Below are 24,975 nucleotides of genomic sequence, written 5' to 3' on the forward strand. Positions count from 1 at the left end.
GCCTATCGCCCGCGCCGGGGGCCTCCGGGCCTGGGCGTGGGCCGGGCCTGATGCCGGCCGGGCGGCGGCCCGCTGCGCCGGTTCTGGCGCTGCGTCTCGCGCGGATTGCCGTGCATCGGCTCGATCAATATGCCGCCGTCGCCTTCCGGGTCGGCCCCGGCGGTGCGCTTCAGCGCCGATGCGAAGCGTGCCGCGACATGGCGGGGTATCTCGAACATCGTCTCGTCGGCGGCGATGCGGATCGCGCCCACATCCTGCTTGGTGATATGCCCCCGCCGGCAGAGCAAGGGCAGCAGCCAGCGCGGATCGGCATTGTGCCGCCGGCCCACATTCATGTGGAACCACACCGTATCCTCGAAGCCGGGGCGCGGCCCTTCCGGCCGTTCGCGCGGTTTCGGCCCCTGATCCACCAGATCCTCCGGCGCGGGCAGCTTCGCGCGATGGCTGCGCACCAGCATCGCGGCGATATCCTCCGCGCTCAGTTCCGCCATCAGCCGCTGGCCCAGCGCGCGATCCTCCTCGTCGATCTCGACGGGCGCGGAAAGCGTGGCGAGCAGCCGCTCGCGATCGGCGGCACGGATGTCGTCCGCGGTCGGCACCGGCACCCATTCCGCCTGGATGCGCGCGCCGCGCAGCATGGATTCCACCCGCCGGCGCCGCTGATAGGGCACGATCAGCACGGCCGTGCCCTTCTTGCCGGCGCGGCCGGTGCGGCCCGAACGGTGCTGCAGCGCCTCATGGTCGCGCGGCAGCTCCACATGCACCACCAGCGAAAGCGAAGGCAGGTCGATGCCGCGCGCGGCCACGTCGGTCGCCACGCACACCCGCGCTCGGCGATCGCGCAGCGCCTGCAGGGCGTGGTTGCGCTCGCTCTGGCTATGCTCGCCCGAAAGCGCCACCGCCTGGAAACCGCGCTCCACCAGATTGGCGTGGAGGTGGCGCACCGCATCGCGCGTCGCGCAGAACAGGATCGCCGTATCCGGCTCGTGCAGGCGCAGCAGGTTCACCACCGCCGCCTCGATGTCCGAAGGCGCCACCGTCACCGCCTGATAGGTGATGTCGCCATGACCGCGATCCTCGGTCATGGTCGAAATGCGCAGCGCATCCTTCTGGTAGCGCTTGGCCAGCATCACGATCGGCTTGGGCATGGTCGCGGAAAACAGCAGGGTCCGCCGGCCCTCGGGCGTCGCGTCGAGTATCTCCTCCAGATCCTCGCGGAAGCCCATGTCGAGCATCTCGTCCGCCTCGTCGAGCACGACGACGCCCAGGCCCGACAGGTCGAGCGCCCCGCGCTCCAGATGATCGCGCAGGCGGCCGGGCGTGCCGACCACGATATGCGCGCCATGGCTCAGGTTCCGCCGCTCGCGCGATGGGTCCATGCCGCCCACGCAGGAAACGATCCGCGCGCCGGCCTTGCCGTAAAGCCACATCAGCTCGCGACTCACCTGCAGCGCCAGCTCGCGCGTCGGCGCGATGGCCAGCGCGATCGGCGCGCCGGCCGGCCCCATCCGCCCCTGATCGTCCAGCAACTGGGCGGCGATCGCCAGGCCGAACGCAACGGTCTTGCCCGATCCGGTCTGCGCGGAAACGATCAGGTCGCGATGGTCCGCGCCCTCTTCCAGCACGGCGGCCTGGACGGGCGTGGGCGCGGCATAGCCGCGTTCGGTGAGCGCTTCGCCAAGAAGCGCGGGCAATCGGGAAAAGGGCATAGGCTTGCAGATGGCAGCAAAAGCGGGGTTGGCAAGGGCTTTCGTGCAGAACAATTCCCGGCGGACGGATTCGTTCAATCCCGCCGGGGCGCCCGCATCATGATTTCAGGATCGGCGCGGCCGGGGCAATGCCGGTCCGGCCGCCGCTACAGCGCCTGCGCCGCCGCCCAGCCGCTCGCCCAGGCCCATTGGAAATTATATCCGCCAAGCCAGCCGGTCACGTCCACCGCCTCGCCGATGGCATAAAGGCCCGGCACGCGCCGCGCCTCCATGGTCTTGGAGGAGAGGCCGGCGGTATCGATGCCGCCGATCGTCACCTCCGCCTTGGCGAAACCCTCGGTGCCGTTGGGATGGAAGGCCCAGGCCGAAAGCCTGCGACCGGCCTCCTCCAGCGCCCGGTCGGTCATGCCGCCCAGTTCGCCGGGCAGTCCCAGCCGATCGGCCAGCGTCTCCGCCAGCCGATCGGGCAGAAGGGCCGCCAGCACCGTGCGCAACGCCGCCTTGGGCCGCGCGCGCTTGGCCTCGACCAGCCAGCGCGCCGCCTGATCGGGCAGGAAATCGATCGTGATCGGCTGGCCGTGCCGCCAGTAAGAGGAAATCTGCAATATGGCCGGGCCGGAAAGCCCCTTATGGGTGAACAGCGCCGCCTCGCGGAACGCCGCCTTGCCGCACCGCGCGACCACATCGGCCGCCACGCCGGAAAGGCCCCGGAACAGCGCCTCCTCGCCGCCCAGCGTCAACGGCACCAGCGCCGGGCGCGGCTCCACCACCTTGAGGCCGAACTGGCGGGCAAGATCATAGGCAAAGCCCGTCGCCCCCATCTTCGGGATGGAAGGCCCGCCGGTCGCGATCACCAGTGCCGGCGCCCGCACCGTCCGCCGCGCCAGCTCTACGCGGAACAGCCCGTCGCCATGGCCGACGCTGCCGATCGCCTCGCCCAGCGTCGTCTCCACGCCGCCCGCGCGGCATTCCGCCTCCAGCATCGCCACGATCTGCCGGGCGGAGCCGTCGCAGAAAAGCTGGCCCAGCGTCTTTTCATGCCAGGCGATGCCATGGCGATCGACCAGAGCAATGAAGTCGTCCGGGGCATATCGCCCCAGCGCCGATCGGGCGAAATGGGGATTGGCGGAAAGATAACGGTCGGGCGCGGTGTGGATGTTGGTGAAGTTGCACCGTCCGCCGCCCGAAATCAGGATCTTCTTGCCCGGCTCGTCCGCCCGGTCGATCAGCAGCACGCGCCGGCCCCTCTGCCCGGCCACGGCCGCGCACATCATGCCCGCGGCGCCGGCGCCCAGGATCAGCACGTCATATCGATCGGTATCGCTCACCGGGCGGCGCCTGCCCCACCGGCCCCTTCCCGTCAATCGGCCGCATCCTTTCCCGCACCGCCGCGTTCAGCCGGCATCATGCACCGGGGGCTGTGTCGTCCGGGCAGAAGATGCTAGTTTCGCACCCGGCCCGATCGGCCGCGCACCGCCACGGAGTATGCCCATGAAGATGAAGGCCGCCGTCGCCCACGCATTCAAGCAACCGCTCCGCATCGAGGAGGTCGACGTCCCCACCCCCGGCCCCGGCGAGGTCTTGGTGAAGGTCGTGGCCAGCGGCGTCTGCCACACCGATCTCCACGCCATCGACGGCGACTGGCCGGCCAAGCCCACCCTGCCGCTGATCCCCGGCCACGAAGGCGTCGGCTATGTCGCCGCCGTCGGCGCCGGCGTCACGGATGTGAAGGAAGGCGATGCCGTGGGCGTGCCCTGGCTGCACGATGCCTGCCGCGCGTGCGAATTCTGCGAAACCGGGTGGGAAACGCTGTGCGAGCGCCAGCACAATACCGGATACAGCGTGAACGGCGGCTTCGCCGAATATGTCGTCGCCAGCGCGCCCTTCGTCGGCCATCTGCCGAAGGACACGGATTTCGTGGCGATGGCGCCGATCCTCTGCGCCGGCGTCACCGTCTATAAGGGCCTCAAGGAAACCGAGGCGCGGCCCGGCGAATGGGTGGTGATCTCCGGCATTGGCGGCCTCGGCCATGTCGCCATCCAATATGCCAAGGCGATGGGGCTGCACGTCGTCGCGCTGGATGTCGCGGCGGACAAGCTGGCGCTGGCGAAGCAGGTCGGCGCCGATCTCGCCTTCGATGCCCGCGCCAACGATCTGGCGGATCAGGTCCACAAGGCCACCTCCGGCGGGGCGCAGGGCGTGCTGGTGACGGCGGTCTCCCCCGCCGCCTTCGGCCAGGCCATCGCCTGCGCGCGGCGCAAGGGCACGGTCAGCCTCGTCGGCCTGCCGCCGGGCGATTTCCCCACGCCGATCTTCGATGTCGTGCTGAAACGCATCACGGTGCGCGGGTCGATCGTCGGCACCCGGCGCGATCTGGTCGAGGCGATCGACTTCGCCGTGCGCGGCCAGGTGAAGGCCCATGTCACCGCCCGCCCGCTGGACGACGTGAACGCCGTGCTGGACGAACTGCGCGCCGGCAAGGTCGAAGGCCGGATCGCGCTGGTGCCCTGACGCCTCAAAGTCTTGCCGTCATGCTGACGAAGGTCAGCATCCATTATCGTTACGCTCGCGATCGAAATGTAGCGTCAATGGATCCTGGCTTCCGCCAGGATGACGGAGGCCCTCTACTCCAGCACGCCCTCGTGCAGCCGCACCACGCGATCCATCCGGGCCGCCAGCCGTTCGTTATGGGTGGCGACCAGCGCGGCCGATCCCTCGCCGCGCACCAGCCGCAGGAACTCCGCCAGCACCACGTCGGCGGTCGCCTCGTCCAGATTGCCGGTCGGCTCGTCCGCCAGCACCAGCGCCGGCCGGTTGGCGAGCGCGCGGGCCACCGCCACGCGCTGCTGTTCGCCGCCGGAAAGCTTGCTCGGCCGGTGATCCAGCCGGTGCGCCAGCCCCAGCGCGTCCAGCAGCACCCGTGCCCGCGCATTGGCCTCCAGCGGGGTTGCCCCATGGATCAGCTGCGGCAGCTCGACATTCTCGATCGCCGAGAAATCGGGCAGCAGATGGTGGAACTGATAGACGAAGCCCAGCGCCTCGCGCCGCAGCCGGGTCCGCCCGTCATTGTCCAGCCGCGATGCCTCCTGCCCCTGGATGCGGATCGATCCCTCGAACCCGCCTTCCAGCAGCCCCACCGCCTGCAGCAGGGTGGACTTGCCCGATCCCGACGGGCCGAGCAGCGCCACGATCTCGCCCGCGTCCACATGCAGGTCGACGCCGCGCAACACGTGGATCTCCACCTCGGCCTGGCGGAAGCTGCGCTTCAGCCCCGTGGTCCGCAGCACCTCACTCATAACGCAGCACCTGCACCGGGTCGGTCTTGGCCGCCCGCCAGGCCGGGATCAGCGTCGCCAGAAAGCTGAGGCCCAGGGTCAGGCCGATGATCGCCGTGATCTCGAACGGATTGGCCTTGTAGGGCAGCTCCGTCAGGAAACGGATGGAGGGGTCCCACAGATTCTGCCCCGTCACCGCCTGCACGAAATTCACCACCTGCTGGCGGAACAGCGCGGTGACGACGGCGAACACGATCCCCACCACGATCCCGGCGATGCTGATCGAAAGGCCGATGGCGATGAATATCTTGAGGATGGACCGGCTGGTCGCCCCCATCGTCCGCATGATCGCGATGTCGCGCGTCTTGGCGCGCACCAGCATGATGAGGGACGACAGGATGTTGAACGCCGCCACCAGCACGATGAAGGCCAGGATCACGAACATCGCCACCCGCTCCACGGCCAGCGCCTCGAACAGGGAAGCGTTCATCTGCCGCCAGTCGGTGACGACGCCCTGCCGGCCCACCTTGGCGGCCAGCGGCGCCAGGATCGCGCCCACCTTGTCGGGATCGGCGGTCTCGATCTCCACCATGCCCACGGCGTCGCCCAGCATCAGCAGGGTCTGGGCATCCTCCATCGGCAGCAGCACGAACGCCTTGTCATAATCATAGACGCCGACTTCGAAGATCGCCGCCACGCGATAGCTCACGATCCGCGGCACGGTGCCGAAGGGCGTCGTCTGCCCCTGGGGGCTGATCAGGCTGATCTGCCCGCCCACCTCCGCGCCCAGCGCCTCGGCCAGCCGCGATCCGATGGCCACATTCTCCGATCCCGGCACCAGCGCGTCCATGGTGCCGGCCACCACATGGCCCTTCAGCGTGGGATTGGCGCGGATGTCCTCCACCCGCATGCCGCGCACCAGCACGCCTTCGACCCGCCCGTCATAGCTCGCCATCAGCGGCTGCTCGATCAGCGGCGTGGCGCTGGTCACGCCGGGGGTGGCCTGCGCCTCGCGCACGATCGCCTGCCAGTCCGGCAGCCGCCCGCCATAGCCCTGGACGACGGCATGGCCGTTCAGCCCCACCACCTTGTCGAACAGCTCGGCGCGAAAGCCGTTCATCACGCTCATCACGGTGATCAGCGCCCACACCCCCAGCGTCACGGCGAACAGGCTGATCGCGGCGACGAGGAAGATGAACCCCTCGCCCTTGCCGGGCCAGAGGTAGCGCTTGGCGATGGTGCGCTCGAAGCGGGAAAGGATCACCCAGCCAGCCTCGCCAGCGCATCCTCGATGGAAAGCTCCACCTTCTCGCCCGACTTGCGGTTCTTCAGCTCGACGACGCCGCGCTCCAGCCCCTTGGGGCCGATCACCACCTGCCAGGGCAGGCCGATCAGGTCCATCGTCGCGAACTTGGCGCCGCCGCGTTCGTCGCGGTCGTCATAGAGCGCTTCCACACCGGCCGCGTTCAGCCTGGCATAGAGGTCGTCCGCCGCCGCCGTGCACCTGGCGTCGTCGGCGCGCATGTTGATGATGCCCACCTTGTAGGGGGCCACCGCTTCCGGCCAGATGATGCCGTTGTCGTCGTGGCTCGCCTCGATGATCGCGCCCATCAGCCGGGATACGCCGATGCCGTAGCTGCCCATGTGCGGCACGACCTCGCCGCCGTCCGGCCCCTGCACCTTCAGGCCCATCGGCGCCGAATATTTGGTGCCGAAATAGAAGATGTGGCCCACTTCCACGCCGCGCGACTGGCGCAGATCGCCGCCGATCGCCGCCTCGCGCGCCTCGTCGCGCTTCTCGTCGGTCGCGGCATAATCGGCGGTGTAGCCGGAAACGATCGCCTGCAGCCCTTCCACATCGTCGAAATCGACCGAGGAAAGCTCCGCCGGCTTCTCCCAGTTGCTGTGGTAGAACACCTCGCTCTCGCCGGTCGGTGCCAGCACGATGAATTCGTGGCTAAGGTCGCCGCCGATCGGGCCGGTATCGGCCTGCATCGGGATCGCGCGCAGGCCCATGCGGGCATAGGTGTTGAGGTAGGCCACGAACATCCGGTTGTAGCTGTGGCGCGCGCCGGCCTCGTCCATGTCGAAGCTGTAGGCGTCCTTCATCAGGAATTCGCGGCCGCGCATCACGCCGAAGCGGGGGCGCACCTCGTCGCGGAACTTCCACTGGATGTTGTAGAGCGTGCGCGGCAGATCACGATAGCTTTTGGCGGAATCGCGGAAGATGGCGGTGATCACCTCCTCCGCCGTGGGGCCATAGAGCATGTCCCGCTCATGCCGGTCCTTGATGCGCAGCATCTCCAGCCCGTAATCGTCATAGCGGCCGGACTGGCGCCACAGGTCGGCGGACTGGATGGTCGGCATCAGAAGCTCGATCGCGCCCGCCCGGTCCTGCTCCTCGCGCACGATCTGCTCGATCTTGCGCAGCACGCGATAGCCGAGCGGCAGCCAGGCATAGATGCCGGCAGCGGTCTGCCGAATCAGGCCGGCCCGCAGCATCAGCTTGTGGCTGATGATCTGCGCGTCGGCGGGGGATTCCTTCATGACGGGGATGAAATGGCGGGAAAGGCGCATGGGTTTCCTGATCCGAAAAAGCGGCCTCTGCTCTAGAGCGATTTCGGGCCGGATGGAAACATCCTCCCGCCGGAAATAGCGGCGATGGAGAAAATCGGGCGATTTCCCGGCCAAAACCGGGCCGGCGGGCGATCATCGGCGGCCCGGCCACGCAGATCGCGACGGCATGGCGGCGGGATTGCGCTGTTGCGGATAGAACACAGCCCCCCGCCTTTCGTGCGCCTGCCCCTTCTGCCCCGGTGACAGGAACGCGGGCAGGGCTTAGGACTCGCTTCACGAATTGCAGGCAATGGCCGTGGTTCGGGGAGGGCATGAGGTGTCCCGCAGCGCCGTTTTAGGGGACGGATGTTGCGTGTGGACCCCAGGTCTTCAAGGGGGTTGACGGGAGAATTCGTCACGGGCGCCCGGGTTGCTTCGGCAATCCGGGCGTTTCGTTTATAGCTTCCCTTCATTGGCCGCAGATATTCATGGCCGGATCGCCCCGCTTCCAGGGCGGATCGCGGGAGAAACCAGCCCCTTCCGCGCGTTCTTACGGTTGCCCCCAACATTGCCGTCATGGAGACGCGCTATGGCCAGCCAGCCGCCCATTCCCGAAACGCCGGGCGAATTCCCGTCCGACCCGCCAGTGCCCTCGCCCACCGACCCGATCCCGCCCAAGCCCAGCGATCCGGTGAAGGAAATCCGGCGGTAGTGCCCCTGCCCGAATAGCGAGCCGCAATCCTATCCTTTCGGCGGATCGCCCTCGTCCCCGTCGGCCACGCCGTCGCGCCGCGCGCCTTCCAGCACGGCCTCCATCCGCACCCGCTCGGCGGCCTCGATGGCCTTCTGGCCCTTGGTGCGGCCGAAATGGGCGCGGTTGCGCGCGGCTTCGGCCTGCTTGTCGGCACGTGCCCTGGCCTTGCGCGCCTGGCGGAGGTTGATGACGTCGCCCATGGCCCTTCCATGCCGCCGCGCCGGCCGCCTGTCGATCCCACACATGACGCGCGCGTCGGGATCGGCTAGTGGGCCGGGATGAACGCCGATGCCTTCCCCGAATGGATCACCCGCACGCTGGGCCATGCCCCGCGCGACGTCGCCCTGTTCCAGCGCGCGCTGACCCATGGCAGCCACAGCGGCGCCAGCTATGAGCGTCTGGAATTCCTCGGCGATCGCGTCCTCGGCCTGATCGCCGCCGCATGGCTCTACGAACGTTTCCCCGACGAACCCGAAGGCGCCCTATCCCGCCGGATCAACGCGCTCGTCAGCCGCGAAACCTGCGCCGAGGTCGGCCGCGCGCTCGACGTGCCCAGTTGGCTGCGCCTCGGCAAGCAGGCGCGCGACGATGGCGCCACCGGCAGCGACAATGTGGTGGGCGATGCGGTGGAGGCGCTGATCGGCGCGCTCTATCTGGAAGCCGGGCACGATGCCGCCACCGCCTTCGTCCGCCGCGCCTGGGCGCCCTTCGTCGACGGCCAGCGCGCCGCGCCGCGCCACCCCAAGTCCGCGCTGCAGGAATGGGCGGCCGCCCATCGCTGCCGCCCGCCCGTCTACACGCTGGCCGGGCGTTCCGGCCCGCACCACGCCCCCCGCTTCACCGTGACGGTCGAGCTTCCCGGCCGCGCCGATGCGCAGGCCAGCGCCGAAGGCGCGTCCAAGCAGGAAGCCGAAACCGCCGCCGCCAAGGCCCTTCTGGAGAAATTGTCATGACCGCCCCGCACGCCGAAGCCGGCGCCCCCGAACAGCCCGGCACCGAACGTTGCGGCCTCGTCGCCGTCGTCGGCGCGCCCAATGCGGGCAAGTCCACGCTGGTGAACGCGCTGGTCGGCCAGAAGGTCGCGATCGTCAGCCCCAAGGCGCAGACGACGCGGGTGCGGCTGATGGGCATTGCGATCGAGGGATCGAGCCAGATCCTCCTCGTCGACACCCCCGGCATCTTCGATCCCCGCCGCCGGCTCGATCGGGCGATGGTCGCGGCCGCCTGGGGCGGCGCCACCGATGCCGATCTGATCGCGCTCGTCATCGATGCCAAGGCCGGCATGAAGGCGAAGATCGAAACGCTGGTCGAAACGCTGAAGGACCGGCGCGAACCCCGGATCGTCATCCTCAACAAGGTGGACGTGACGCCCAAGGAGAAGCTGCTGGAACTGGCCGTCCAGCTCCAGCAGGCGCTCGATCCCGAGGCGATCTTCATGGTCAGCGCGGCGACGGGGGACGGCATCGCCGATCTCAAGGCCACGCTCGCCGCGCGCATGCCCGGAGGGCCGTGGCATTTCCCGGAGGATCAGGTTTCCGACGCCACCGATCGCATGCTGGCGGCCGAGGTCACGCGCGAGCAACTCTACCTCCAGCTCCATGCCGAGCTGCCCTATGACAGCGCAGTCGAGACCGAGAAATATGAGGAGCGCAAGGACGGATCGGTCGCGATCCACCAGCAGATCCTCGTCGCCCGCGACACCCAGCGCGCGATCGTGCTGGGCAAGCGCGGCGCCCGCCTCAAGGAAATCGGCAGCCGCGCCCGCGCGGAGCTGGCCGAGCTGCTGGGCCGTAAGGTCCACCTCTTCCTCCACGTCAAGGTGAAGCCCGATTGGGAGGAGGATCGCAGCCTTTACAAGGAAATCGGGCTGGACTGGGTGGACTGAGGCTCGTGGGCGGCGGCGCCGGGCGCCCTGCGCTCAATCGCGCCGGATCGGCCCCAGCGCCTCGACGATCCGGCATTGCGCCACCGTGCCGCCGCCGCAGGAATCGATCATCGCCGCCAGCTCGCGCCGAAGCGCCGCCAGGTCCGCGATCTTGCGCTCCACCTCGGCCAGATGTTCCCGCGCCAGCAGGTCGATGGTGGCGCAGTCGCGGCCGCGATCGTCCGACAGCGACAGCAGGGCGCGCACCCGATCGAGCGGGAAGCCCAGGGCACGCGCCCGGCGGATGAACGAAAGGCGGCCCAGATCGGCCTCGCCATAAGCGCGATAATTGCCCCCGGTCCGCGATGGCCGGGGCAGCAATCCGATCCGCTCATAATAACGGATGGTCTCGACCCCGGTCTCGGTCGCCCTGCCCAGCTCGCCGATCGTCAGCATGATCCGCCCTCTTGACCCTGTAGCTGCTACAGGGTGCATGTAGGCCGTCACATCGATGGAAGCGAGGTGGCATATGGCGGGCGGATGTTGCGGCGGATGCGAGGCGCCGTCGCCGAAGCAGGATCAATCCTGGCGGCGGGTGCTCTGGATCGCGCTCGCGATCAATGCCGGCATGTTCCTGGTGGAGATCGGCGTCGGCCTCGTCGCGCACTCGGCCTCGCTCAAGGCCGACGCGCTCGATTTCCTCGGCGACAGCGCCAATTACGCGATCAGCCTGGGTGTTGCCGGCATGGCGATCGGGTGGCGCGCGCGGGCGGCGCTGCTCAAGGGCGCCTCGCTGCTCCTTCTCGGCCTCTGGGTGCTGGGCAGCACGGCGTGGATGGCGCTGGCGGGCACCCTGCCCGGGGCCGAGGCGATGGGCATCATCGGCATCCTCGCCCTCGTCGCCAACCTCGTCTGCGCCGTCCTGCTGTGGCGGCATCGCGACGGCGACGCCAACCGCCGCTCCGTCTGGATATGTTCGCGCAACGATGCGATCGGCAATATCGCCGTCGTGGCCGCCGCCTTCGGCGTGTTCGGAACGGGCACGGCGTGGCCGGACCTGATCGTCGCCGCCGTCCTTGCCGGGCTCGGCATCAGCGGAGGATGGCAGATCATCCGGCAGGCGCGGGCCGAGCTTCGGGCGACCGCCCGCCTGTCGCTTCAGACCGGGGGCTGACGCGCGCCATCCGCGGCCGCCGATCCCGGCCGGGCGGCAGTGGGAGTGGCGGCGTCCAGCCGGGCGGCCACCTCTTCAACCGGCGTGCCGGCGGGAACGATCAGCCATTCGCCGGGGCGGCTGGCATCCACCACCGTCACGGCATGTTTCGGGCAGACGCCCAGGCAGCCGACCTCGACCACGCCCAGCCGGGCCTTGCGGCCCTTGCCGCCGTGCATTTCCTTGCGCAGCGCCTTGGTGAGGCTGGTCTTGCCCTTGGGGCCGAAGCCGCCGCCGGCCTTCTTGCCGCATTTCCGGCAGACGAGGATCGCGCCCCGCCAATCCGAGCGGACGTGCGTTTTCACAGGCCCGGCCTCATGCCGCCGTCCGCCGTTCCTCTGCCTTGCGCAGCACCTCGAACGCGGCCTGGATCGATTGGAAGCGGGCGGCGGCGGCCGCGTCGTTGGGCTTCACATCGGGATGATTGGCCTTGGCCAGCCGGCGCCAGGCGGCCTTGATCTCATCGAAATCGGCATCCGATTCCAGCTCCAGCACGGCAAGCGCGCGCATTTCGTCGCGCGATCGGGTGCCGTCGCCGGGGCCGCCCCAGCCATAATGCTTCGAATCGGCATAGCCCGATGCCTCGCGCCGCTCGCGCGCCTCGCGCTCGGCCGCCTCCTCCGCGTTCAGCCCTTCGAAATAGTTCCAGTTACGGTTGTATTCGGCGGCGTGCTGCTCGCAGAAATACCAGCGCTCCGGGCTGTTGGGGGATTTGGGCGCGGGCCTGTCGCCGGGCTGGTCGCAGCCCTCGCGATCGCACATGCGCACGGTCGAGGCGCCGCGTTCGCTGCCATAGCCACGCCAGCGGGGAAAGCCCCAGTCATAGGATCGGGAGGAACGCGCCATCCGCTCCATTTAGTGCGGGCCGCGTGAACGATCCATGGCCGAAGTGCAGGAAATCGCCAGAGGGCCTGTAAGCCGGGTTCTGTCCACCGGCCGAAGCCGGATGGGCGACCATTCCTCTAGGACCGCGGTTGCCCGCGGCCTCAAGCAACCAACCCGGACGACGGGGCGAAGCGAGCCCATATGCCGTCCCTATTCGGTCTTGCTCCCGGTGGGGTTTGCCATGCCGTTCCGGTTGCCCGGCCCGCGGTGCGCTCTTACCGCACCCTTTCGCCCTTACCCGGAGCCCACGGATGGGCCAGCCGGGCGGTATGCTTTCTGTGGCACTTTCCCTGACCCCGACCTTCGCCGGGGCCGCCGGGCGTTACCCGGCACCGCTGCTTCTTGGAGCCCGGACTTTCCTCCCGCCTCCGCGAACGGAGACCGGCGGCCGCCCGGCCCTCTGGCGCCGCGACCGATAGCAGGAACCGGCCCAAGAGCAAGATTGTCCGGCCGGCCGCCGCCGGTATAAGAAGCCGCACGACCGAATATGGAGACCTTCCTTGTCGAAGACGACGACGCGCGCGCTGATCCTGCTGGCCTGCCTGGGCCTCGCCGCCTGCAACACCGTGGAAGGCATGGGCCGCGACGTGCAGTCCGTCGGCAAGACGGTGGAAAAGGCCGCGAAGTAACGCCTATTCGCGGCCGCGCTCGCGATCCAGCAGCAGCGAGAGCAGGATCGCCCGGGTCTCGCCATCGGCGATGCCGTCGATCAGCTCGGGGCGGAAGCGCCGCTGGAAGGCCCGCACCGCCGCCGGCCCGTCGCTGACGTCATAGCCGAACCGTTCCAGCGCGAGCAGGAAGCCGCCCGGCGTCCAGTGCGGATCGGCCAGCCCTTCGCGCGGGCGGGCCAGCGCGAGACGGTGGCGGGCGAGCAGTTCCCAGTCGAACAGCTCGCCGGGATCGAGCTTGCGGGTGGGCGCGATATCCGAATGGCCGACGACATTGGGCCGCTGGATGCCATGCCGGCCGATGATATCGGCGACCAGCGGCAGCAGCGCCGCCATCTGTTCCGCCGGGAACGGTCGGTAGCCATATTCATGGCCGGGGTTGACGATCTCGATCCCGATGCTGGCCGAGTTCACGTCGGTGATGCCCCGCCAGTGCGATCGGCCGGCATGCCAGGCGCGGCGGCCTTCATCCACCAGCCGCAGCACCTGCCCGTCCTCCGTGACCACATAATGCGAGGATACCTTGGATTCGGGGCGCGTCAGCCAGTCGATCGCCGATGCCGCGTCGACCATGCCGGTATAGTGCAGCACCAGGATCGATACGGGCAGCGCCCGCGCGTCATGGTTGGGCGACGGGCAATCGATAATCTCGTCCATCAGGGGGCCTTGCTGATATCCGCCGGCCGTGGGGCCGGGCCGGCACGCGCGCTGCGCAGCGTAATGATGACGACCCCAGTGAGGGTGAGCAATCCCCCCGCGATCATCGGCGCCGTCAACACCGTGCCGAAGAAATAGGAAGAAGCGCAGACCGCGATCACCGGCGCGGCGAGCGTGAGCGGCAGCACGGTGGAGATCGGGTGGCGCTGGAGCAGCCAGGCCATGCCGCCCTGCCCGATCAGGGTGGAGCCGACGGCGGAAAAGACCAGCCAGCCGAGGCTGCGCAACGGCAGGTCGGGCAGCGCCGCCATCGCCCCCGGCTCCGCCCAGAGCGCGATCGGCAACAGGCCCACCACGCCGCCCAGCCCGATCCACGCATAGATGGTGAGCGCCGGCACGTCCGCGAGCTTGCGCTGGAGCAGCGCGCCGACCGACCAGGTGAAAGTGCCCGTCGCCATCAGCACGAGGCCGGGCAGTTCGCGGAACACGCCCGGATCGAACACCAGCACCACCACGCCCCCGAAAGCCAGCAGGATGCCGAACATGCGGGGCAGCGCGATCCTTTCGCCGAGAAAGGCGATGCCCAGCAGCAGGGAGAAAGGCACGCCGAGCTGGCCGGCGATGGCCAGCGCGCTGACATTGTCGGCCGCCTCCAGCGCGACATTGACGAAGATCAGGTAGATCGCGCCGTTGAGCGCCGCGAGCCAGGCGAGCGGCACCATCCGCCCCGGCACCCAGCGGAAGAAGGGAAGGCAGAGCAGCAGCACGATGAGCTGGCGGAGCGCGCCGGCCGTAAAGGGCGCCGTGGCCATCACCGCCATCTTCACGGCGATGATGTTGAGCCCCCAGGTAACGTTGATGAGCAGCGCCACCAGCAGGTCGCGCGGAGAAAGCCGGGCCGTCTTCTCGATCGTCATGGCTCTGCCACTAGGCCGGTTTCGCCGCGCTTGGAATCCTTGCCATGCGCCGATCGGGCCATGGATCACGCCACCGGGCGATAAAGCCCGCGATGGACGAAATCCGGATCGAAACGGATGGTGCTGCCCAGCACCGTCTCCCCCGCCCCCAGCATCAGGAAGCCATCGGATGCGATCGCGGCGGCGAGGCCGTCGAACACGCGCACCCGCTCCTCCGCCCCGAAATAGAGCAGCACGTTGCGGCAGAGGATGAGATCGACATTCGCCACCGGCGGCGCATCGAGCAGATTGTGCCGGTCGAAGCGCACCATCCGGCGTAGTTCCGGCGTCGCCCGCCAATTCTCCCCTTCGGGCGCGAACCAGCGCATCATCTGCCGGATCGGCAGGCCGCGCTGGATTTCGAACTGGGTGAATGAGCCTTCCGATGCGCGGCCGATCACGCCGGCGGAGATATCGGTGCCGAATATGTCGATCGTCCAGCCGTTCCAGCGATCGCCCTGTTCGGCAAAGGCCATGGCCAGCGAATAGGCTTCCTGCCCGCTGGAGCAGCCCGCGCACCAGATGCTGAGCCGCCGCCGCGCCGCGCGTGCCGCCGCAAGCGCATCGATCGGGCCGGCCATCAACTGGGTGAAGGCCGCCTGATCGCGGAAGAAGAAGGTTTCGTGGTTGAGCAGGGCTTCCACCACGGCTTCGGCCAGATTGCGATCGGCGGGATTGGCGAGGCCCGCCGCCAGCGAATCGAGCGAGGGGAATTCCCGGTCCTTGAGCAGCGGCTTCAGCGCCGTCTCGATCCGCCAGTGGCGGCTGGCGGAAAGTTCCTGGCCGGTGCGTGCCTTGAGCAGGCCGGCGAAGGCGCGCCGGGCGACGGGGCTCAGTTCCATCGCGCGGCACCGCTGCGCTGGGCGACCCGCCGCGCGATGGCGGCGGGCGGAAGCACGGCGGCGGCTAGCCCGGCACGCGCGACGGCGCCCGGCATGCCCCAGACGACCGAGGTGCGCGAATCCTGCGCCAGCACCTCGCCGCCGGCGGACGCGACATTGTGCGCGCCAATCAATCCGTCGCGGCCCATACCGGTCAGCACGACCGCCACGGCCGCCGATCCGTAGATCGCGGCGATTGCGGCGAACATCGGGTCGACCGAGGGCAGGCAGCCGCTGGGCGCGGGATTGCGATCGATCCACACCTGGACGTTGGAGCCGATGCGGACGAGGCCGAGATGCCCGTCGCCCGGCGCCACCAGCAGTTCGCCGGGCCGCAGCTTCATGCCGTCCCTGGCCACCTGCGCGCGGCGCCCCGCCATCTCCGTCAGCTGGGAGGCGAAATAGGGCATGAACACCGGCGGCAGATGCTGGGTGATGAGGATCGGCGCGGAGAAATCGGCCGGAAGCTCCTGGAAGAAGTCCGCAAGCGCGTGGAGCCCGCCGGTGGAGGCGCCGATGGCAAGGCAGGCGATGGGTGCGTTGCCGGGCGCCGTTTCCGCCGCGATCCGCGGCTCCGCCGGCTCAGGCATGGCCGGCACGGCCCCGAACGGATCGGGCCGGGCATGGCCGATGCGAAGGAGGCGTTCGATCAGGGTGGCGGCGAAGCGGCCCGCGAAATTGCCCGCCCCCGGCTTCAGCAGCGTATCCGCCGCGCCGAGCGTGAGGGCGCGGATGGTGGCAGCCGCCCCGTCCGCCGCCGCCGAGGAGACGATCAGCACGCGCGCGCCGTGGCTGCGGGCGAGCAGATCGGGCAGCGCCGTCAGCCCGTCCATCCCCGGCATTTCGACATCGAGCAGGATGATATCCACCCGCACCTGATCGAGCAGCGCCAGCGCCTCGCCGGCATGCCCCGCCGTCGCCACCACGTCGAAGGCCTCATGCCCTTCGAGGATACGGGAGATGACGGTGCGCGCGACGATCGAATCGTCGACGATCATCAGCCTTATCCGCCGGTCCCCCGGCGATATCGGCGTGCCGTTGCTGGATGGCAGGTGCGCGAGCACGGCCGGCGCCGATCAGGCGAGGCCGACGATCTGGAGCTTGCTTTCCAGCGTCTCGCGATCGAACGGCTTCATCACATATTCGTCGGCCCCCGCCTCGATCGCGGCGCGGATATGGCCGACGCCGTTTTCCGTGGTGCAGAACACGATCTTCGGCCGCCGGGCCACGCCGCTCGTGCCCAGCGCGCGGAGAAATTCCATCCCGCTCATCACCGGCATGTTCCAATCGAGCAGCACCACGTCCGGGGGCGTTTCCTGGCAGTAAGCCAGCGCCTCGCGGCCGTCGCCGGCTTCGGCGACGTTGAATTCCAGCGTTTCGAGGATGTGGCGCGCAACCTTGCGGATGACCTTCGAGTCATCGACCACCAGACATGTCTTCATCAGTTTTCCCGTCCTCGCGCCAGAAATGGCCCAACCGACCTATCCCGCTTCGGTAAGCGGCGGGTTAACGCCTTTCCTTCAGGCCGCCATCGCCCCCGGCCCCGCCACCAGGGCGGCGGGATCGATCAGCAGCAGGGCATCGCCGTCGATCTCGACCATGCCGGAGGCGACGCGCGACCAGCCCGGCTCCAGCACCGCGCATACCGGCGACGGCGCGTCGGCGAGCGAGATCACGTCCTCCACCTCCTCCACGAGCAAGCCGTAGAGATGGCCGTCGATAGTGACGATCACCGCCTGCATGACGTCATCCAGATCCATCCGGCCAAGGTCGAGCGCGGCGAGCGTATCGACGATGGTGAGCACGCGGCTGCGCAGCGCCGCGAGCCCCGCGATGTGCGGGACGACGAGCGGCACCGGCGTGACCGAATCGATTTCGACCACCGATTCGACATGCCTTGCCGCCAGCGCCACGCGTTGGCCGGCGATGCCGACGATCAGGTGAAGCGCCTCCATGCCCTACCTCCTCACCGCCGCGACGCCATCCAGCGCGGCGAGCAGGCCGACGCGGTCGTAGCGGTAGATGCTGTCGTCATTGCCGTTCGCCGGTGCCGGCGCCGCGCGCAGCCGCACGACCGGAACGCCGCCGCTGGCCTCGCCGCCGGTGGGCTCCCCNCCCCCGCCGCTGTCGATGATGATGTCGGGACGCATATCGGCCGGACCGCGCCCGACGACGACGCGATAGCCGGCCGCCTCGACGAGGGGGCGNAATATCTCCGNGGTCCAGCGATCCTCGGCGGCCACGAGCAGGCAGGTCGGCCGCGCGGCCGGGGCCGGAAGCCCGCCGGCGGCATCGGCCAGCAGCCAGTGCGGATCGAGCAGTTCGACCTGCCGGCCGTCCACCATCACCACGCCCGCCACCGGGCCGGGCCGGAGCGCACTGTCAGCGAGCGGCGGCAGGGCGACGATATCGATCACCTCGTCGANCATGTAAGCGAGCTGGGTTTCCCCATCGCTGATCCGCAGCACGCGCAGCCGCGTCCGTTCCGCCGGATCGGCATGGCCGAGCAGCGGCAGAAGCTGGTCGTTATGGGCGATGCGCAGGCGGCCGGCGCTGAAGCGCGCCGCGCTGGCCGGCACTTCCTCGATCCGTTCCACCACCGAAAGGCGGATGGCGCGCTCCACGCCGTCGCTGTCCTGGAACAGCAGGGTCTGGACCAGGGGCGTCTCCTCCTCGGCCGCGGCCTCCGGCTCGCTCTGCGCGATCGGCTGGCTGGCGACGCCGGAGACGACGGCGATGCCGGCGGGATCGAGCAGCAGCATCGGCCGGCCGTTATCGGGCAGCGTCGTGCCCGCATAGATGCCGGTCGCCATCACCGCGGGCGCGGCCGGCTTCACCACCAGTTCCTCATGATCGTGCACCGCATCGACGGATAGCGCGAAAAGCGCGCCGCCGGCCGGCCGCAGCACCACCAGCGTGGGCGACGCGGCCGGACGGCCCGGCCCACGGGTCAGTGCGCCCAGCGGCACCACCGGCATCCGCCGTCCGCGAATGGCGGCGATATGCACGCCGCCCATCGGCTCCAGCCGGACGCCGTCGCCGGACGCGCGAACGATCTCCTCGATCGCGGAACGCGGGATGGCGAAGGTCTGGCCGGCGGCGCTGACGGTGAGCGCGGGGATGATGGTGAGGGTGAGCGGCACCCGAAGCGTGAGCCGCAGGCCCTGCGAGGGGCGGCTTTCGATATCGACCAGCCCGCCGATCCGCTCGACATTGGAACGCACCACATCCATGCCCACGCCGCGCCCGGAAATCGCGCTGACCGCGTTGGCGGTGGAAAGGCCGGGTTCGAACACCAGCGCCAGCTTCTGCGCCCAGTTCAGCGATTCGGCGCGTTCCGGCGCCAGCACGCCCGCCGCGATCGCCCTGGCGACAAGGCGGTCGCCGTCGATGCCGCGGCCGTCGTCCATCACCTCGATCAATATCTGGTTGCCGGCCTGCCGCGCCGAAACCGAAAGGCGGCCGGCGGCGGGCTTGCCGGCGATGCGGCGATCCTCGGGCGGCTCTATGCCATGGTCGATCGCGTTGCGGATGATGTGGGTAAGCGGATCGCGGATCATCTCGATCATCTCGCGATCCAGTTCGACATCGCCGCCGTCGATCTCCAGCGCCACCGCCTTGCCAAGCTCCGCCGAAAGATCGCGGACCATGCGCGGCAGCGCCGAGAAGATATGGTCGATGCGCTGCATGCGCGTGCGGGTGATCGCGTCGCGCATTTCCGCCACGCAAAGCGAAAGCCGCTCGAACGCGGCCTCGACCGCGCCGTCCGCCATCGAATCGCGCAGCTTGCGGGCCAGCTCGTTGCGGGCGAGCACCATGTCGGAAACGCCGCCCATCATCCTGTCCAGCAGGTCGATCGGCAGGCGGATGCTGCGCGAAACCGTGCGAATCGGCGCCCCGGAGCCGGGCTGCGCGATGCTGGGCGCGGCCTGGCTGGCCCTGGCGGCTTCGGCCGCACCGCTTGCCGAGAATGTGGGCGCCAGCGCCGCGAGCAGCCGGCGGTCGTCCTCTTCGGGCAGGCTCTCGCCCGCCTCGATCGCGTCGGTCAGCTCGCCGATGCGGTCGATGATCGCCAGCACGGCGTTCACCAGCGGCACGTCCGCCTGGCGCTCGCCGCCGCGCACCGAGGCGAGCGCCTCCTCGGCGGCATGGCTCAGCCGTTCGAGGCGGGGAAGATCGAGGAAGCCGCAGCTTCCCTTCACCGTGTGGACGAATCGGAAGATCGAATCGAGCCGCGCGCGATCGCCGGGCTCGGTCTCCCAGGCGATGATCTCGCCCGATATCGCCGCCAGCATCTCGCGCGTTTCGGCCAGGAATTCCTGCAGCAGATCGTCCATCGAGCCCTTCCGTCCGAAATCCGGAAGCAGCCATCTGCCATGCCACTGGTGAAAAAGGGGTTTACCCTGCGGCCGTTTTCGGCCGGGGCCAGCACCCCGCCGGTCAGGGCCGGGGCAGCGTCGCCCCGAACATCAGCACGCCTTCCTCCGGCTCGGAAACCTGCACCGATCCGCCGACATCCTTGGCAAGCTGGTGGACAAGCCAGGCGGCCGCCGCGCGCGGGCTCAGCGCATCCTCGCTGGTCCAGCCCAGCAGCGCATCGCGCAGCTCGGAATCCAGCACCAGGCGCGGGCCTTCGGCGCGGATCACGATTTCCGATCCTTCGGCGCCCACGTCCAGCCGGCCACCGCGCACCAGCGCGTCGCCCGCGATCAGCGCGAGGTTCAGCAGGATCTTGATCGCCGTCTTGTTCAGCGACGGTTCGGCCACCATCCAGCCCAGCAAAATCTTGCCGTCCTGGCCGAACAGCCCCTCGATCGCGGCGCGCGCCTCGCGCGTGTCGACCTGATCGGCGAAGCCGCCGGCGGCGCCGAAAGCGAGGCGGAAGAATTTCAGCTTGTTGGCGGACGCGCGGGCGCTTTCGGCCAGCAGCTCGATGCAGCGGGCGCGCATCTCGGGGTCGGTCTCGTCGGCCAGCAGCTCGATGCCGTTGTTCAGCGCGCCGACCGGGCTCAGCAAGTCATGGCACAGGCGGGAACAGAGCAGGCTCGAAAAATCGACAGCATTCGTCATGAAAAGGATGGTCCCCGAATGAGGAGGCCGTTTTGGAGGCTGACGCCAGCGAACGCAAGCGGGCAAGCCACGTCTGGCCGCGCCCCGGCATCGGATCAGTCATGGACCGATAGCGTAACGCGATCAAAACAATCGTGGATTTCGCCGCCGCGATGCGCGCGGAAACAGGCCGCCTCGCCCCCGGCGACGATCAGCCACAGGCGATCGGCCGAAGGATCGGCGGCGGCGGCATCCTCAACCGAAGGAAATGCGGGGCCGCGCGGATGCGAATGATAATGGCCGATCGGCCGCTCGCCCCCTGCTCGTTCCCCTCGGAGCGCGGCGAACAGCGCCACGGGATCGACCTCGAAGAAGGAAGCCGGATCGGGATGGACGTTCGCCGCAGGGCGGGCGGCCGCTATCTCCGTCCCATCGCCGAACAGCAGGCCGCACACCTCCTTTTCCGGGTCCACCGCCGCATGATCGATAATTTGGGCGAGCAGGCGCCTTGCAATCGCGATCTTCATCGCCACATCGCTAGGCGATGGATGCGGGGGTGTCGACATTGCGCGCGATCGTGCCGGCGGAAGCCGGGGGATGGCGGCTGGACAAAGCCCTGGCGGCCGCGCTCCCCGAATTTTCCCGCGAAAGGCTGAAGGGCCTGATCGCCGACGGGCGTGTCCGCCGCGCCGATGGCGCGCCGGCGAACGATCCCGCGACCAAGGTGGCGCCGGGCAGCGCCTACGACGTCTCCGTGCCGCCGCCGGTGGCCTTGGAGAACGAGGCGCAGGATATTCCCCTCGATATCGCCTATGAGGACGAGCATCTGATCGTGGTGGACAAGCCGGCCGGGCTGGTCGTCCATCCCGCCGCCGGCAATCTGGACGGCACGCTCGTCAACGCCCTGCTCCACCATTGCGGCGGCAGCCTTTCCGGCATTGGCGGCGTGGCGCGGCCGGGAATCGTCCACCGGATCGACAAGGACACGTCGGGCCTGATGGTGGCGGCCAAGACCGATCTCGCGCATGAGGGGCTGGCCAGGCAGTTCGCCGCGCACAGCATCGATCGCCGTTACCGCGCGATCGTCGCCGGCCTGCCCCATCCGACGTCGGGCACGGTGGACGGGCCGATCGCCCGATCCGCCACCAACCGCAAGAAGATGGCGATCGTGGGCGACGGGCGCGGCAAGAGGGCCGTGACGCATTATCGCCTGATTCAGGCGCTAAAGAGCGCGGCGCTGGTGGAATGCCGGCTGGAAACCGGGCGAACGCATCAGGTGCGCGTGCACATGGCGTCGATCGGCCACGCGCTGATCGGCGACCCGGTCTACGGCCGCACGCGGCCGGAACATCGCAGCCTGCTCAATCGTTTGAATTTTGCGCGCCAGGCACTGCACGCCGCCCATCTCGGGTTCATACACCCGTATAGTGGCGCCCACCTTGCGTTCGACAGTATGATCCCGGCTGACATGCAGGCCCTGTTAATCGAGCTTGCGCTATGAAAGGTTTCAATCGGGCACGGAAAGATTCGGCCCATCAGTCGGTCCATCTGGACCAGGGAGTGAAGTAGATCATGGCAAGCGGCAAGAACGTCCCTGCGACGATTCCCGCGCTCGGCGGAGAGGCTGGCCTCAACCGCTATCTCGCCGAGATCCGGAAATTTCCCCTCCTCGCCCCCGAGGAGGAATATATGCTGGCGAAGCGCTATCAGGAGCATGGCGATCCTGAAGCGGCGACGCGGCTCGTGACCTCGCACCTGCGGCTGGTCGCCAAGATCGCGATGGGCTATCGCGGTTATGGCCTGCCCACGTCGGAGCTGATCTCCGAAGGCAATATCGGCCTGATGCAGGGCGTTAAGAAGTTCGAGCCCGATCGCGGCTTCCGCCTGGCCACCTATGCGATGTGGTGGATCCGCGCCTCGATCCAGGAATATATCCTGCGGTCGTGGAGCCTGGTGAAGCTCGGCACCACCGCCGCGCAGAAGAAGCTGTTCTTCAACCTTCGCCGGATGAAGTCCAAGCTCGATGCCTTCGAGGACGGCGATCTTCGCCCTGAGGATCTCGCCAAGATTGCCACCGACCTCGGCGTGACCGAGGAAGAGGTGACGAGCATGAACCGTCGCATGGCGATGGGGGGCGATACGTCGCTCAACGTCTCGATGCGCGAGGATGGCGACGGCCAGTGGCAGGATTGGCTGGTCGACGAAGATCCTCTGCAAGACGAGCGCATCGCCGATGCGGAGGAGCGCGACGTCCGCCACAATATGCTGGTCGAGGCGATGGACGCGCTGAACGATCGTGAGAAGCATATTCTCGCCGAGCGTCGCCTGTCCGACGATCCGAAGACGCTGGAGGAACTGAGCCAGGTCTACGGCGTCAGCCGCGAACGCGTCCGCCAGATCGAGGTACGCGCGTTCGACAAGCTGCAGAAGGCGATGATGCGCATCGCCGGCGAAAAGCGCCTGCTGCCCTCGCTGGCCTGAACCACCGCGAAGGCACGCCACCAAGGAAAACGGGCGCGCCCGGCAACCAGGCCGGGCGCGCCCTTTTCATATCCGGCGGCACCGCTCGGGACCGGTGCGGTTGGGATCAATCCACATTCGGGGACCGAAGACGGCACAGTTAAATTGGCGACTTTCGAGCCTCGGAGCGCGGGCTACTCAAATTAGATGAGCATCAGAGGCGCAGGGATCAAACCATCAGGGCCGATTGTCTATTGCCCCGATAGATCAGGACATAAATCAACGTCGGTTTCAGACATCACGCAAACGATCAGCGCAGCCGATTTGGCGAGGAGTTGCGGACAACACCCCCCATCGTCACCCCGGACTTGTTCCGGGGTCCACCGTCAAGCAGGCGCCACCATCAGCGGCTCAAGCCCGAACGCACCGCCATACATGTCATGACGGATCGTCCCGCTCGATCAAATTCTGTTTTCACCCTCCGCCAGCCCTTGATCCGCTTTTTGTGCAGGATCGCGAGATATTGGGCGATACGGCGCAGAAGATGGGACATTACGCCGACATACAATGCGCCCTTAAAGCGGCTGACGGGAATGTAGCCACAAGGCGGGCCGTTCGATCGCCAACGCCAATGCCTGCGGCATGGTGGCCCCCAGAACACGTCCGGGGTGACGATCAAGCCTGTGCGCAAGGCCATGCCCGCCTTGCCGGCGTGTCAGGCCTGCCCGCCATCGGCCATTCCAACCGGCATCGGTTCCGATCGCCCGGCGCCACCCGCTGGCTAAGCGCCTATCCAAGCGAGCACGGCGGACCGCGATCGACCCGCCGCACCCCTCCCCTTATGCTTCGATCGGTTCGGCGTAGAACTGGCTGAACCACTTGCGCCACAGCAGGATCGGTCCGTCGCCGTCGCACAGCAGCGGCTGCGGGCGATATTTCTTGTTGTCCCACACGATCAGGTCGACGGATTCGAAGCCGGCCGAATCCTCGCCATCGGCCGCACCGATCGAATGTTCGTAGAGATGCTGGGCGATGGCGCGTTCCTTCGATCCTTCCGGATAGTTGCGGAAGGTGAAGGCCATGCGCGTCTTGGTCATCTCCGTATCGATCGGCGTGGACATGGCGAACATCGTCATCGTCACGCCATCCTTGGTGAAGCGCTGGATGACCACGCCCGGCCCATGGGATTCGCCGATGATGTAGCCGGCGCCGATATCGGTGCGGAAGATATGCCCTTCCGCCTTGGCCGTGCCCGGCGGGATGATCGGCGCGTGGTGCAGATATTTGAGGTGGGGATAATCGACGCCGTTCTCGCCGATTTCCTGGATCATCGTGCCGATATCCCATTCGCCGCGGCGCATCGGGATATATTCGTCGCTTTCCAGCTCCGGCACGTCGGGAATACCGAAATAGGGCTCATCGCCATTGGGATGATACCAGGCGAAGATCACGCCGTAGCGTTCCTCGATCGGCAGCGTCTTCAGCACCGGCTTCTTGCGCGCGATGCCGGGCATCACCTTGGCGTAGGGGATCTTCTTGCACCAGCCTTCGGCGTCATATTCCCAGTGATGGAAGGGGCAGCGCAGATTGTTGCCCACCACTTCGCCGCCATGGCCCATATGCGCGCCCAGATGCGGGCAATAGGGATCGGCGAGGCCGGCCTTTCCGTCTTCCCCACGGAAAAGCACCCATTCGCGGCCGAACACATGGATGTTGGCGATACCGCCGGGCTTCAGCTCCTCGGACAGCGCCACGGCGAACCAGCCCAGGGGGATCGGAAACGGGCAGCGTTCCAGCTCGTCGCCCGTCTGGATCCGCTCCAATGTCGTCATCTCGTTCATCGCGCGCCTCTCCTACGCATATCCGAAACGGTTTAAGCGACTCATAGTGAATCACATTCAGTTTGTCACGGCGAAAGTGCGCGAAACGGAAACGGCGCGTCGGCGCGAAACGGCCATTTTCGGCCCATTATGTATCGAAATTAGCGACAAAATCACCTGTCGCCCACCCCGGACGATCGTTGCATTGCGGAGTGAAAAATTCGCCTT

General features: G+C 68.1%; 27 protein-coding genes and 1 other RNA gene. 8 read left to right on the forward strand and 20 right to left on the reverse strand.

What is annotated here, in order from left to right:
* Window positions 1–2 precede the first annotated feature (2 nt).
* Together BHE75_RS14280 and BHE75_RS14285 are read right to left on the reverse strand one after the other, a co-directional pair.
* Window positions 3–1,709 (reverse strand): DEAD/DEAH box helicase, encoded by a 1,707-nt coding sequence (locus tag BHE75_RS14280; protein ID WP_015457448.1) that lies wholly within the window; start codon window positions 1,707–1,709, stop codon window positions 3–5.
* Window positions 1,710–1,855: 146 nt separating this feature from the next.
* Window positions 1,856–3,037 (reverse strand): NAD(P)/FAD-dependent oxidoreductase, encoded by a 1,182-nt coding sequence (locus BHE75_RS14285; protein WP_302622708.1) that lies wholly within the window; start codon window positions 3,035–3,037, stop codon window positions 1,856–1,858.
* 157 nt (window positions 3,038–3,194) lie between these two features.
* Between BHE75_RS14285 and BHE75_RS14290 the strand changes: the two genes are divergently transcribed.
* Complete coding sequence (locus BHE75_RS14290; protein ID WP_070934281.1) at window positions 3,195–4,220, forward strand: zinc-dependent alcohol dehydrogenase; 1,026 nt, start codon at window positions 3,195–3,197, stop codon at window positions 4,218–4,220.
* A gap of 113 nt (window positions 4,221–4,333) precedes the next feature.
* Here the strand turns inward: BHE75_RS14290 and BHE75_RS14295 are convergent, their stop codons facing one another.
* The 3 genes from BHE75_RS14295 to proS are packed head-to-tail and all read right to left on the reverse strand — an operon-like array spanning window position 4,334 to window position 7,561.
* On the reverse strand, window positions 4,334–5,005 hold the full coding sequence (locus BHE75_RS14295; protein ID WP_070934282.1) for an ABC transporter ATP-binding protein: 672 nt from the start codon (window positions 5,003–5,005) through the stop codon (window positions 4,334–4,336).
* On the reverse strand, window positions 4,998–6,248 hold the full coding sequence (locus BHE75_RS14300; protein WP_015457452.1) for a lipoprotein-releasing ABC transporter permease subunit: 1,251 nt from the start codon (window positions 6,246–6,248) through the stop codon (window positions 4,998–5,000). The genes BHE75_RS14295 and BHE75_RS14300 overlap by 8 nt, the downstream gene beginning before the upstream one ends.
* Window positions 6,245–7,561, reverse strand: coding sequence for a proline--tRNA ligase (gene proS, locus BHE75_RS14305; RefSeq protein WP_015457453.1), 1,317 nt, complete (start codon window positions 7,559–7,561; stop codon window positions 6,245–6,247). The genes BHE75_RS14300 and proS overlap by 4 nt, the downstream gene beginning before the upstream one ends.
* Before the next feature lie 568 nt (window positions 7,562–8,129).
* On the opposite strand from proS, the gene BHE75_RS25220 reads away from it, so the two are divergent.
* Entirely contained in the window at window positions 8,130–8,252 is a 123-nt protein-coding gene (locus BHE75_RS25220; RefSeq protein WP_269078699.1) for a hypothetical protein, read from the forward strand.
* Between the two features lie 29 nt (window positions 8,253–8,281).
* On the opposite strand, the gene BHE75_RS14310 is transcribed toward BHE75_RS25220, so the two are convergent.
* Window positions 8,282–8,494 carry a DUF4169 family protein gene (locus BHE75_RS14310; protein ID WP_070934283.1) on the reverse strand — a complete coding sequence of 71 codons (213 nt, stop codon included), beginning with the start codon at window positions 8,492–8,494 and terminating at the stop codon, window positions 8,282–8,284.
* 78 nt (window positions 8,495–8,572) lie between these two features.
* Between BHE75_RS14310 and rnc the strand changes: the two genes are divergently transcribed.
* Complete coding sequence (rnc, locus tag BHE75_RS14315) at window positions 8,573–9,247, forward strand: ribonuclease III (protein WP_015457455.1); 675 nt, start codon at window positions 8,573–8,575, stop codon at window positions 9,245–9,247.
* Window positions 9,244–10,179, forward strand: a complete 936-nt coding sequence (gene era / locus BHE75_RS14320) for a GTPase Era (RefSeq protein ID WP_070934284.1) — start codon at window positions 9,244–9,246, stop codon at window positions 10,177–10,179. The genes rnc and era overlap by 4 nt, the downstream gene beginning before the upstream one ends.
* Before the next feature lie 33 nt (window positions 10,180–10,212).
* Here era and BHE75_RS14325 read toward each other — a convergent pair whose 3' ends face one another.
* Window positions 10,213–10,614 (reverse strand): MerR family transcriptional regulator, encoded by a 402-nt coding sequence (locus BHE75_RS14325; protein ID WP_070934285.1) that lies wholly within the window; start codon window positions 10,612–10,614, stop codon window positions 10,213–10,215.
* Between the two features lie 73 nt (window positions 10,615–10,687).
* On the opposite strand from BHE75_RS14325, the gene BHE75_RS14330 reads away from it, so the two are divergent.
* Window positions 10,688–11,332, forward strand: a complete 645-nt coding sequence (locus BHE75_RS14330) for a cation transporter (protein WP_070934286.1) — start codon at window positions 10,688–10,690, stop codon at window positions 11,330–11,332.
* Here BHE75_RS14330 and BHE75_RS14335 read toward each other — a convergent pair.
* The 3 genes from BHE75_RS14335 to rnpB form a co-directional block, all read right to left on the reverse strand.
* Window positions 11,317–11,676 (reverse strand): hypothetical protein, encoded by a 360-nt coding sequence (locus BHE75_RS14335; RefSeq protein ID WP_070934287.1) that lies wholly within the window; start codon window positions 11,674–11,676, stop codon window positions 11,317–11,319. The two genes, BHE75_RS14330 and BHE75_RS14335, sit on opposite strands and share 16 nt — an antisense overlap.
* Before the next feature lie 10 nt (window positions 11,677–11,686).
* Window positions 11,687–12,217: a J domain-containing protein gene (locus BHE75_RS14340; RefSeq protein ID WP_015457460.1), complete on the reverse strand. Its 531-nt coding sequence runs from the start codon at window positions 12,215–12,217 to the stop codon at window positions 11,687–11,689.
* Window positions 12,218–12,269: 52 nt separating this feature from the next.
* Window positions 12,270–12,660, reverse strand: an RNA gene (rnpB, locus tag BHE75_RS14345) — RNase P RNA component class A.
* 96 nt (window positions 12,661–12,756) lie between these two features.
* On the opposite strand from rnpB, the gene BHE75_RS14350 reads away from it, so the two are divergent.
* The gene (locus BHE75_RS14350; protein ID WP_015457461.1) at window positions 12,757–12,885 is read left to right on the forward strand and encodes an entericidin A/B family lipoprotein; all 129 of its coding nucleotides are present in this window, start codon (window positions 12,757–12,759) and stop codon (window positions 12,883–12,885) included.
* Window positions 12,886–12,888: 3 nt separating this feature from the next.
* On the opposite strand, the gene BHE75_RS14355 is transcribed toward BHE75_RS14350, so the two are convergent.
* The 9 genes from BHE75_RS14355 to BHE75_RS14395 form a co-directional block, all read right to left on the reverse strand.
* A complete protein-coding gene (locus tag BHE75_RS14355; protein ID WP_070934288.1) occupies window positions 12,889–13,581 on the reverse strand; it encodes an N-acetylmuramoyl-L-alanine amidase in 693 nt (230 codons plus the stop codon).
* Window positions 13,581–14,498, reverse strand: a complete 918-nt coding sequence (locus BHE75_RS14360; protein ID WP_070934289.1) for a DMT family transporter — start codon at window positions 14,496–14,498, stop codon at window positions 13,581–13,583. The genes BHE75_RS14355 and BHE75_RS14360 overlap by 1 nt, the downstream gene beginning before the upstream one ends.
* A gap of 65 nt (window positions 14,499–14,563) precedes the next feature.
* The gene (locus BHE75_RS14365; RefSeq protein ID WP_070934290.1) at window positions 14,564–15,379 is read right to left on the reverse strand and encodes a CheR family methyltransferase; all 816 of its coding nucleotides are present in this window, start codon (window positions 15,377–15,379) and stop codon (window positions 14,564–14,566) included.
* On the reverse strand, window positions 15,370–16,416 hold the full coding sequence (gene cheB, locus BHE75_RS14370; protein ID WP_015457465.1) for a chemotaxis-specific protein-glutamate methyltransferase CheB: 1,047 nt from the start codon (window positions 16,414–16,416) through the stop codon (window positions 15,370–15,372). The genes BHE75_RS14365 and cheB overlap by 10 nt, the downstream gene beginning before the upstream one ends.
* Window positions 16,417–16,494: 78 nt before the next feature.
* Window positions 16,495–16,860 (reverse strand): response regulator, encoded by a 366-nt coding sequence (locus BHE75_RS14375; protein ID WP_015457466.1) that lies wholly within the window; start codon window positions 16,858–16,860, stop codon window positions 16,495–16,497.
* A gap of 78 nt (window positions 16,861–16,938) precedes the next feature.
* Window positions 16,939–17,373 (reverse strand): chemotaxis protein CheW, encoded by a 435-nt coding sequence (locus tag BHE75_RS14380; protein ID WP_015457467.1) that lies wholly within the window; start codon window positions 17,371–17,373, stop codon window positions 16,939–16,941.
* Window positions 17,374–17,376: 3 nt separating this feature from the next.
* Window positions 17,377–19,755, reverse strand: a complete 2,379-nt coding sequence (locus tag BHE75_RS14385) for a chemotaxis protein CheA (protein WP_070934291.1) — start codon at window positions 19,753–19,755, stop codon at window positions 17,377–17,379.
* A 103-nt stretch (window positions 19,756–19,858) separates the two neighbouring features.
* Window positions 19,859–20,488, reverse strand: a complete 630-nt coding sequence (locus BHE75_RS14390; RefSeq protein ID WP_015457469.1) for a histidine phosphotransferase family protein — start codon at window positions 20,486–20,488, stop codon at window positions 19,859–19,861.
* A gap of 95 nt (window positions 20,489–20,583) precedes the next feature.
* Entirely contained in the window at window positions 20,584–20,994 is a 411-nt protein-coding gene (locus BHE75_RS14395) for a Mov34/MPN/PAD-1 family protein (protein WP_070934292.1), read from the reverse strand.
* A gap of 17 nt (window positions 20,995–21,011) precedes the next feature.
* Here BHE75_RS14395 and BHE75_RS14400 point away from each other — a divergent pair, with 17 nt between their 5' ends.
* A complete protein-coding gene (locus BHE75_RS14400) occupies window positions 21,012–21,968 on the forward strand; it encodes an RluA family pseudouridine synthase (protein ID WP_070934293.1) in 957 nt (318 codons plus the stop codon).
* 71 nt (window positions 21,969–22,039) lie between these two features.
* A complete protein-coding gene (rpoH, locus tag BHE75_RS14405) occupies window positions 22,040–22,948 on the forward strand; it encodes an RNA polymerase sigma factor RpoH (RefSeq protein WP_015457472.1) in 909 nt (302 codons plus the stop codon).
* An 818-nt stretch (window positions 22,949–23,766) separates the two neighbouring features.
* Here the strand turns inward: rpoH and BHE75_RS14410 are convergent.
* Window positions 23,767–24,768, reverse strand: coding sequence for an aromatic ring-hydroxylating oxygenase subunit alpha (locus BHE75_RS14410; RefSeq protein ID WP_015457473.1), 1,002 nt, complete (start codon window positions 24,766–24,768; stop codon window positions 23,767–23,769).
* Between the last annotated feature and the right edge of the window lie 207 nt (window positions 24,769–24,975).

It is taken from the genome of Edaphosphingomonas haloaromaticamans (assembly GCF_001853345.1).
GTDB lineage: Bacteria > Pseudomonadota > Alphaproteobacteria > Sphingomonadales > Sphingomonadaceae > Sphingomonas_E > Sphingomonas_E fennica.

Excerpts from the sequence above, each read along its gene's own strand:
- BHE75_RS14280 (WP_015457448.1), bottom strand. The coding sequence starts at position 1,709 with ATGCCCTTTTCCCGATTGCCCGCGCTTCTTGGCGAAGCGCTCACCGAA.
- BHE75_RS14290 (WP_070934281.1), top strand. The coding sequence starts at position 3,195 with ATGCCCATGAAGATGAAGGCCGCCGTCGCCCACGCATTCAAGCAACCG.
- BHE75_RS14295 (WP_070934282.1), bottom strand. The coding sequence starts at position 5,005 with ATGAGTGAGGTGCTGCGGACCACGGGGCTGAAGCGCAGCTTCCGCCAG.
- proS (WP_015457453.1), bottom strand. The coding sequence starts at position 7,561 with ATGCGCCTTTCCCGCCATTTCATCCCCGTCATGAAGGAATCCCCCGCC.
- BHE75_RS25220 (WP_269078699.1), top strand. The coding sequence starts at position 8,130 with ATGGCCAGCCAGCCGCCCATTCCCGAAACGCCGGGCGAATTCCCGTCC.
- BHE75_RS14310 (WP_070934283.1), bottom strand. The coding sequence starts at position 8,494 with ATGGGCGACGTCATCAACCTCCGCCAGGCGCGCAAGGCCAGGGCACGT.
- rnc (WP_015457455.1), top strand. The coding sequence starts at position 8,573 with ATGAACGCCGATGCCTTCCCCGAATGGATCACCCGCACGCTGGGCCAT.
- era (WP_070934284.1), top strand. The coding sequence starts at position 9,244 with ATGACCGCCCCGCACGCCGAAGCCGGCGCCCCCGAACAGCCCGGCACC.
- BHE75_RS14325 (WP_070934285.1), bottom strand. The coding sequence starts at position 10,614 with ATGCTGACGATCGGCGAGCTGGGCAGGGCGACCGAGACCGGGGTCGAG.
- BHE75_RS14330 (WP_070934286.1), top strand. The coding sequence starts at position 10,688 with ATGGCGGGCGGATGTTGCGGCGGATGCGAGGCGCCGTCGCCGAAGCAG.
- BHE75_RS14340 (WP_015457460.1), bottom strand. The coding sequence starts at position 12,217 with ATGGCGCGTTCCTCCCGATCCTATGACTGGGGCTTTCCCCGCTGGCGT.
- BHE75_RS14355 (WP_070934288.1), bottom strand. The coding sequence starts at position 13,581 with ATGGACGAGATTATCGATTGCCCGTCGCCCAACCATGACGCGCGGGCG.
- BHE75_RS14360 (WP_070934289.1), bottom strand. The coding sequence starts at position 14,498 with ATGACGATCGAGAAGACGGCCCGGCTTTCTCCGCGCGACCTGCTGGTG.
- BHE75_RS14365 (WP_070934290.1), bottom strand. The coding sequence starts at position 15,379 with ATGGAACTGAGCCCCGTCGCCCGGCGCGCCTTCGCCGGCCTGCTCAAG.
- cheB (WP_015457465.1), bottom strand. The coding sequence starts at position 16,416 with ATGATCGTCGACGATTCGATCGTCGCGCGCACCGTCATCTCCCGTATC.
- BHE75_RS14375 (WP_015457466.1), bottom strand. The coding sequence starts at position 16,860 with ATGAAGACATGTCTGGTGGTCGATGACTCGAAGGTCATCCGCAAGGTT.
- BHE75_RS14380 (WP_015457467.1), bottom strand. The coding sequence starts at position 17,373 with ATGGAGGCGCTTCACCTGATCGTCGGCATCGCCGGCCAACGCGTGGCG.
- BHE75_RS14390 (WP_015457469.1), bottom strand. The coding sequence starts at position 20,488 with ATGACGAATGCTGTCGATTTTTCGAGCCTGCTCTGTTCCCGCCTGTGC.
- BHE75_RS14395 (WP_070934292.1), bottom strand. The coding sequence starts at position 20,994 with ATGAAGATCGCGATTGCAAGGCGCCTGCTCGCCCAAATTATCGATCAT.
- BHE75_RS14400 (WP_070934293.1), top strand. The coding sequence starts at position 21,012 with ATGGATGCGGGGGTGTCGACATTGCGCGCGATCGTGCCGGCGGAAGCC.
- rpoH (WP_015457472.1), top strand. The coding sequence starts at position 22,040 with ATGGCAAGCGGCAAGAACGTCCCTGCGACGATTCCCGCGCTCGGCGGA.
- BHE75_RS14410 (WP_015457473.1), bottom strand. The coding sequence starts at position 24,768 with ATGAACGAGATGACGACATTGGAGCGGATCCAGACGGGCGACGAGCTG.